General features: G+C 36.3%; 9 protein-coding genes and 1 tRNA gene. 2 read left to right on the top strand and 8 right to left on the bottom strand.

The window, feature by feature from the left end:
- Positions 1 to 169: 169 nt before the first annotated feature.
- From DV424_RS08470 to DV424_RS08450, 5 genes are read right to left on the bottom strand one after another with little or no spacing between them, the layout of a single operon-like run.
- Positions 170 to 946: a TIGR01619 family protein gene (locus DV424_RS08470; protein ID WP_118859710.1), complete on the bottom strand. Its 777-nt coding sequence runs from the start codon at positions 944 to 946 to the stop codon at positions 170 to 172.
- A gap of 9 nt (positions 947 to 955) precedes the next feature.
- Entirely contained in the window at positions 956 to 1,759 is an 804-nt protein-coding gene (xthA, locus tag DV424_RS08465) for an exodeoxyribonuclease III (protein ID WP_118859709.1), read from the bottom strand.
- A gap of 47 nt (positions 1,760 to 1,806) precedes the next feature.
- On the bottom strand, positions 1,807 to 2,481 hold the full coding sequence (locus tag DV424_RS08460; RefSeq protein ID WP_118859708.1) for a TIGR01621 family pseudouridine synthase: 675 nt from the start codon (positions 2,479 to 2,481) through the stop codon (positions 1,807 to 1,809).
- Positions 2,481 to 3,545: a YcjF family protein gene (locus DV424_RS08455; protein WP_118859707.1), complete on the bottom strand. Its 1,065-nt coding sequence runs from the start codon at positions 3,543 to 3,545 to the stop codon at positions 2,481 to 2,483. Before DV424_RS08455 ends, DV424_RS08460 begins: the two co-directional genes overlap by 1 nt.
- Before the next feature lie 59 nt (positions 3,546 to 3,604).
- On the bottom strand, positions 3,605 to 4,267 hold the full coding sequence (locus tag DV424_RS08450) for a Bax inhibitor-1 family protein (protein WP_105886224.1): 663 nt from the start codon (positions 4,265 to 4,267) through the stop codon (positions 3,605 to 3,607).
- 180 nt (positions 4,268 to 4,447) lie between these two features.
- Here DV424_RS08450 and DV424_RS08445 point away from each other — a divergent pair.
- A tRNA-Ser gene (locus DV424_RS08445) sits at positions 4,448 to 4,537 on the top strand.
- A 56-nt stretch (positions 4,538 to 4,593) separates the two neighbouring features.
- On the opposite strand, the gene DV424_RS08440 is transcribed toward DV424_RS08445, so the two are convergent.
- Positions 4,594 to 5,148 carry a YtfJ family protein gene (locus DV424_RS08440; protein ID WP_118859706.1) on the bottom strand — a complete coding sequence of 185 codons (555 nt, stop codon included), beginning with the start codon at positions 5,146 to 5,148 and terminating at the stop codon, positions 4,594 to 4,596.
- A 103-nt stretch (positions 5,149 to 5,251) separates the two neighbouring features.
- On the opposite strand from DV424_RS08440, the gene DV424_RS08435 reads away from it, so the two are divergent.
- Positions 5,252 to 5,578, top strand: a complete 327-nt coding sequence (locus DV424_RS08435; RefSeq protein WP_005689896.1) for a zinc ribbon domain-containing protein YjdM — start codon at positions 5,252 to 5,254, stop codon at positions 5,576 to 5,578.
- 38 nt (positions 5,579 to 5,616) lie between these two features.
- Here DV424_RS08435 and DV424_RS08430 read toward each other — a convergent pair whose 3' ends face one another.
- Complete coding sequence (locus DV424_RS08430) at positions 5,617 to 6,330, bottom strand: TerC family protein (protein ID WP_009766779.1); 714 nt, start codon at positions 6,328 to 6,330, stop codon at positions 5,617 to 5,619.
- Between the two features lie 97 nt (positions 6,331 to 6,427).
- Entirely contained in the window at positions 6,428 to 8,257 is a 1,830-nt protein-coding gene (gene uvrC / locus DV424_RS08425) for an excinuclease ABC subunit UvrC (RefSeq protein ID WP_118859705.1), read from the bottom strand.

Here is an 8,257-nt window from a genome sequence, read left to right as displayed (position 1 = left end):
AACTATTTTTACCATTTTGAAGATAAAATTCGATGACTTGTTGCTTGAAAAGAAAATTGTATTTGGTCATAAAAAATCTGCACCTTAGTGAGTTGGTTATTTAGTCCAACTTTTGGGGTGCAGATCATAAATATCTCTCTTTTTTTATGACTTACGAGTATCTAAAAAACTAATTCAACTGTTTATTAGAATCCATCAAAGAATCACATTCCCAGCCGATATACTCTCCCGCAAATTGACCAGCAAGTTTTTCAAAACGTTCTACTTGTTCAAAAATTTCACCATTATCTAATGAAATTTCTTGCTCTAATTTTACTAAGAAATAAGGTTCATCCTCTTCATTAAACTGAATAGCTTGTGCAGAATATTGTAATGTCGTGAAAGAATAATCCCCTAAACTAAGCTCATCCATAAAAGGGAACATTTTTTCTTCTTCATCAAAATGAAAACTATGCTCCACCAGATAGGTATCACTTAAATCACGACCTTTATTTTTCAGCAAATCAAGTAACTCTTCCGTTGCATTTAATTTAATCTCTAATGGGGAAGCAAGCAAAAAGTCAAAATAAGTATCCCAACTTAAATCCTTTTGTACATTAATATCTTTAACAAAATCAATTTGTTGTAAAGTTTCTACAAGAAGATTTTCATGCTCACAGTAAAAATGCATTTTAGCTTGAGAATTACAAATAAAATGTCCGGCAAAAAATACATTCGGAAGTGCGGTTAATTGCGCCAGAATTTTAAATACACGATTAATTAACTTATCGTATTCAACTTCTGAGGGCAAACCTGTTTCATCATCTGCCTTATAAGCGATTGTGAATTGCACTATTTTATCGAGATCTTTACCATGATATTTTTCAACATCTTCAATATTTGCGGTAAACACGGCAGGCATACCGTTCACGGTAGAACGATAATTCTGCCAATTTGCCATATCCATTTCGCTTTCCTATTTAAATTCAGCCCAAATCGGTGCGTGATCAGAAGGTTTTTCCATTGCTCGAATATCTAGTGCAATGCCCACATCGACACAGCGTTCAGCCAATTTTTGACTTACTAAAATATGATCAATTCGTAAACCTCGATTATCATCAAAACCTTTAGAACGGTAATCAAACCACGAGAATTTATCATTTGCTGTTGGGTTAAGCTTACGGAAACTATCTTCCAATCCGTAATCGTACAAACGTTGATACCACTCTCTTTCTTCGGGTAAGAAAGAACACTTACCCGTGCGTAACCAACGTTTACGATTTTCATCTCCGATACCAATATCTAAATCACTTGGGCTAATATTCATATCACCCATAATTAAAATAGGATTCGATTTGTCGTGTTCTTTTTCTAAATACTGTTGAAGATCTGCATAAAATTTCTCTTTAGCAGGAAATTTAGTCTCGTGCGCACGGCTTTCCCCTTGAGGGAAATAGCCATTAATTACGGTCAACAAACCAAATTCAGTTTCAAGATCAGCCATAATAATGCGTTTTTGCGCATCTTCATTGTCTGTTGAAAAACCTCGACGAACCGCTTTAGGTTCTTGTTTAGTCAGTAATGCTACGCCATAGTGACCTTTCTGACCGTGATGAAATACGTGATAACCTAAGTTTTCTGTAATTTCATAAGGAAAAGCCTCATCAGCGACTTTAATTTCTTGCAAGCCGATTACATCTGGCTGATATCTTTCAATAATGGCTTCAAGTTGATGTGGTCGAGCACGTAAACCATTTATATTAAAAGAGATAAATTTCATTTTTGTTCCTATTAAAGAGTAAAATTGTCTTTATTATACAGAGATTTCTATTTTGATAAAAACGGCTTTGCCAGATAAGCCTTAATTTGCTCAAACACACTGGATTTAATCCAAAATTGACCTTGAGAGGGTAAACAAGTTACCGAAATAAAATCATTCAAATAATCAAATTCCAATTGGGCAGCATGCAAATAAGTGCGGTCAATTTTTTCAGTGTTTTTACCATAAAGTCCATCGCCTAAAATCGGGCTACCTAAACTTTTCATGGCAACACGTAATTGATGCGTTTTTCCCGTTTGTGGTTTTAAAATAAATAAACGTAAATTAGGCTCACAACTTACACTTGCAAAACGCGTAATTGCGGGATTGTCTTTTGTTTGGCAAAGTTTCCATGCGCCATCTCTGGATTTCTTCATATCCCCGATAATCAAACCTTGTTTCTTTTTAGGCTTTTGGTTACTTAATGCCAGATACGTTTTATGAATTTTATGTTCAGAAAAAAGTCGTGAAAATTCAGCCGCACTTTCAGCATTCAGCGCCAAAATTAATAGCCCCGACGTCACTTTATCCAAGCGATGAACTAACCATACTTGAGGCACATTCAGTTGTTTTGCAACAAGTTTTGTTAAGCCTTGTTCTTCTTGATCTTTATGAACGCTAATACCTTCAGGCTTATTGATAATAATAAAATCGCTATGTTGATAAACAACCTCGATTTTCATCAGACTTGCTCCTTTTTGTAAATTTTATTTTTACCGAGAACAATATCTTTCACCGAGCTAAGTAATTCCTGTTGAATATGTGAGAGCTTTGGTTTTTCATTTAATTGAAATGCTAATGGGCGACAAAGCTCCATTGCTTTCACGCCTAATCTAGCAGTGAGCAATCCCACACCGATTCCTTGAGCTATACGCGCAGAAAGTTTTGCTGTCACATCTTGAGAAAGCCAATCCATTCCAATATCTTGTGCCACTTCAGTTGCCCCAGCAAAAGCAATATTGACCAATACCATTCTTAACAATCGAATACGTGAAAAATACCCTAATTCAATCCCATAAATTTCAGCAATCTTATTCATTAATCGAAGATTTCGCCACGCAATAAAAAACATATCCACTACAGCAAGTGGACTAATCGCGACAATCACAGCTGATTCAGCGGCCATTTTACTAATCAATTTTTTAGCTTGTACATCAAAAGAAGACAAAACATTACGACTGAATAAATGCGTAATTTCTTGCGCTGAATAAGCTTCATTTAATTGGTGTTGCCATTGAATTACCGCTGGAGAATCATTTTCCAAACGTAGAGATTTTGCAATATCTAAGCAAAGAACTTTACTTTTTTCTACGTTATGAACAGAAAAAACATCACTATTTTTTACCGCACTTTCTAACCAAATCTGCTGACTTTGTTGTTGCAATTGCTCACGTTTTTTTAAACGAACTAAACGTCGCCACTCACCAATAATCTCTTTAATACCCAATAAAATGACAATTAAACTGACTAAAGCAAAAGCAAGATAAATCCATTGATGTTGTTGATAGCTATCCCAAATCCACTGCACGGATTGGGCTATCGTCGCCGTGCCAAATAAAAGTGCGGTAAATTTTAATACCGTTTTTCCAAAACTGGATTTTGGTTTCAATGCCTGTTCAAGCTGAGCATCAAGTAACTCTCCGTCTAACGCTTCATCTAACTTTGTTTCCACATTATGAAACTCTTGCTTAGGCTGATATTGTTCTTCCTCAACATTGACTACGTGTTCAAAAATTTGTTTTTCCATTGCCTATTCCAAAAAATAACCCCACTAAATAGTGGGGTCATAAAGTCAAAATTCAATCATTATTCATCACTTGAAAAGATAGAAAGTAATCTTAATAAACTCAAGAATAAATTGTAGATTGAAACATAGATGTTCACGGTTGCTCGAATGTAATTTGTTTCTCCACCGTGAATAATATTACTGGTTTCATACAAAATGGTCATTGTTGAGAACACAACAAATAATGCACTAATTGCGACTGATAACGCAGGAATTTGGAAGAAGAAACTTGCCACCATACCAAGCAATAGCACAATAAATAATGCGAACATTGCACTAGATAAGAATGACATATCTTTTTTCGTGGTCAATACATAAGCGGAACACGCGAAAAATACGATAGCAGTTCCCGCGAATGCAAGCATAATCAAATCTTCCATTCCACGTGCCACATACATATTTAAAATTGGCCCGATGGTGTATCCCATAAATCCAGTGAAAGCAAAGGCAGCCAAAATACCAACAGGGCGATCAGCTAATTTATTGGTTAAGAAAAGTAAGCCATAAAAGCCAACCAATAACACAATAATATTTGGATATGGCAAGTTTAAGCTCATTGAAATAAACGCAACAACTGCTGAAAATGCCATTGTTAATCCCAGTAAAAAATACGTGTTACGCAACACTTTATGTGTGCTGAGTAACGATTCTTTTTGAGCATCCACAATAAGACGTGATTGCATAAAAGCTCCTTGTAAAATAAATAAAAAGTCTTCAGTAAAGTAAGGGCTAAGGATAAAAAAGTCAATGCTATTAATGGAATTAATTTCATCAAAATGAATAAATTATCATCATCTAAAGTTAAATCATCAAATTTCTATTTACATCAATAAAATATTCATTATACTACGCCCATCAATCACGGAGGAATGGTCGAGTGGTTGAAGGCACCGGTCTTGAAAACCGGCGAGGGTTTACGCCCTCCTAGGGTTCGAATCCCTATTCCTCCGCCATCAGAATTAAAAAATCCCTAAGTCTCAAGACCTAGGGATTTTTACTTTGTATTACGTTATTTAGTTAATCCATTCACCAGTGAAATAACAGCCTGAATATCACTATCAGACAATTTTCCTTCTTTCACAAATTTTACTTTTCCCGTTTTGTCTAACACGATAATTACACTATCTTTAGGATTTAATCCCCAAGCATTTTTTACCGCACTTTTATCATCTAACACAACTTGGCTATGTGGATTTTCTTGTTTACCTTTTTGCGCACTATTTTTTACAAATATACCTGTACCAACAATCGCATCATCCGCATTAATAATAGTCGTTGTTTGGTATTTTACAGGATTAAAATGGGATGCTTTTATCGCATCAATCATTGGCTGATTTTTCTCTTTTGCTGCAGTTCTACCTGCTAAATGATGTACAACACGCACTTTACCCGCTAATTCCGCAGAACCCCAAGGTTGAAACGCGGTATCTTTTCCAGAAAGTACAATTTCACCATACTCACTCACTTTGACCGATGGTAAAGATTGCTCTAATTGCAAATTGTGTGCCCAAGTTGAGCTACTAAACATCACGCCACAAACTAAGGCAAGAATTTGTTTTTTCATACATTTTCCTTAAAAATTTATCAAAAACTTTCACGCTTTGGCGAAAGAGATCTTTTTTGCTATACTCGCGCGCCTATTATATGTAATCAAGAAGGAAAACCCAATGGATCAAATGCCTAATTGCCCAAAATGTCAAAGTGAATACGTTTACCACGATTCAATTAATTTTGTTTGCCCTGATTGCGGTAATGAATGGGATAATAATGAAATTCAAGAATCAGATGACGATCAACTAATCGTAAAAGACAGCAATGGGAATTTGCTTACGGATGGTGATGATGTACTTTTAATTAAAGATTTAAAATTAAAAGGTTCATCAGAAGTATTGAAAAAAGGTACAAAATTCAAAAACATCCGCTTAGTAAATGGCGATCATAATGTCGATTGCGGCAAAATCATGTTGAAATCTGAGTTTTTGAAAAAAGCTTAATCGAAAAAAATACGGTCTACATAGACCGCACTTCTAATTTATTTCATCAATCTTCTCATTCGAATATTGATCATTTCGACTACAACAGAGAATCCCATTGCAAAATAGATATAACCTTTCGGGATGTGAATATCTAAACTTTCTGCAATTAAACTAATTCCCACTAAAACCAAGAAGGCTAAAGCTAGAATTTTCAACGTTGGGTGTGTATCCACAAAATCGCCGATTGGTTTTGCTGCAAACATCATCACACCCACGGCAATAATAATCGCCAAAATCATCACAGGAAGGTGGCTTGCCATACCTACGGCTGTAATCACGGAATCTAAAGAAAACACAATATCTAGCACTGCAATTTGAATTAATACGCCAAGATAACTCACTTTATTTTTTCTTTCCGATTCATGATGGTCTTGATGATTGATTGCTTCTTTAATTTCGCCTGAACTTTTTACAATCAGGAATAAACCACCGATTAATAAAATCAAATCACGCCCAGAAATTTCTTGATTAAACACAGTAAATAACGGTGCAGTAAGTTTCATCATCCACGCCAGTGACATTAAAAGCAAAATTCTTGTTAGCATTGCTAAACCAAGTCCAACAATACGACCAGACTGGCGTTGGCTTTCAGGTAAACGCCCAACTAGGATACTAATAAAAATAATATTATCGACCCCTAAAACGATCTCCAAAGCAGCAAGTGTCGCAAGTGATATCCACGCTTCAGGATCGGTAATCCATTCAAACATAATTTTTCCTATAATAGAGTTAAATAAATCCGAAAGTGCGGATCATAATGGCTTTATGATGAAAAGCAATCGTTATTTACATTTGAGAAATGATTGATTAGTCGTTTTTAAGCGTTTCAAAAATCGTTTCGGCAAGTTTAAGGGAAATTCCAGGCACAGAGGCTATTTCATCTAAGGTCGCCTTTTTCACACCTTGTAAACCACCAAGATATTTCAGTAAAGCCTGACGACGTTTAGCGCCCACACCTTCAATGGTTTCTAAACCACTTTGTGTAAAGGCTTTTTGACGTTTTTTACGGTGTCCGCTTATTGCGTGATTATGGCTTTCATCACGGATGTGTTGAATCAAATGCAATGCCAAACTATCATCAGGTAAATGAATTTCGCGGTCTTGTTTGCTGATGATCAGTACTTCCTGCCCTGCTCGACGATCCACACCTTTTGCCACGCCAATTAAGTGCGGTCTATTTTTATTCCATTTTACTTGAAGATGTTGGAACACGTTCAGCGCACGATTCAATTGCCCTTTTCCACCATCAATAAAAATAATATCGGGAATTTTATCTTCTTCTAAATCACGCTCATAACGTTTCTGCAACGCTTGTTCCATTGCTGCATAATCATCCCCACCAGTAATGCCTTCAATATTAAAACGACGATAATCAGATTTCAGTGGGCCTTCTTGATTAAAAACAACACAAGATGCGACCGTTTGATTTCCCATCGTGTGGCTTATATCGAAGCATTCCATACGCTTAATTTCAGGGAGATTTAACAGATCACACAACGCTTGATAACGCTCTGACATTCGTGAAGATTGTTTAAGTTGTACATTTAAAGCCGCTTTAGCATTAACTTGTGCGAGCTGTAAATATTTACTCTTATCGCCTTTTACGCTTTCTTGAATCGTCACTTTTCTGCCAGCTTGATCCGTAAGAAGTTGCTCAAGCTCTGATTTTTCAGCTAATTGACGATCCACAATAATACTATTCGGGATACTTCGTCCTTGATGACCTTGTAAATAAAATTGCCCCACAAAAGTTTCGGTAAGTTCCGATAAATCCGTATTGGCGGGGACTTTTGGGAAGTAACTGCGATTGCCTAGCACTTTTCCTTGACGAATAAACATCACTTGTACACAGGCTAAACCGTGTTGGTAAGCGATGGACATAATATCCATATCATCTAAACGTTCATTGGATACAAATTGTTTTTCAATAACCGAACGCACCGCCTGAATTTGATCGCGATAACGAGCCGCCTGTTCAAAATCTAAATTTCTGCTTGCCTGCTCCATTTTACCAATTAAATAATCTAACACCTGTTGATCTTTGCCTTGCAAAAATAAGCGCGCTAATTCAACTTGTTGATTATATTCTTCATCGGAAACATATCCCTGAACACAAGGTGCGGAACAACGCCCAATTTGATATTGCAAACAAGGACGAGAGCGGTTGGAATAAACGGAATTTTCACATTGACGAACAGGGAAAAGTTTTTGCAAAAGCGATAACGTTTCACGCACGGCTCCAGCGTGAGGATATGGCCCGAAATATTCACCCGCAAATTTTTTAGACCCTCGATAAGAAGTGATTCTTGGATGGCGTTCTTTGGTTAATAAAATAAATGGATAGGATTTATCATCACGCAATAATACGTTATAGCGAGGCTGATAAAGCTTGATGAAATTATGCTCTAGCAGTAAAGCTTCCGTTTCAGATGAAGTTAGCGTGGTGTCAATATGATGAATTGACGCAACCAACGCCTCTGTTTTTTTACTGCTCAGATTTTTACGAAAATAGCTTGAAAGACGTTTTTTTAGATCCTTTGCTTTCCCAACATAAATAACCTGATCCTTATCGTCATACATACGATAAACACCAGGTTCGTGAGAGACATCCGCTAAGAACTTTTTAGCATCAAACAT

It is taken from the genome of Haemophilus haemolyticus, from assembly GCF_003493605.1.
GTDB lineage: Bacteria > Pseudomonadota > Gammaproteobacteria > Enterobacterales > Pasteurellaceae > Haemophilus > Haemophilus haemolyticus_J.
Note: the sequence above shows the minus strand (reverse complement) of the source record. Positions and strands in the feature narration are given on the sequence as shown.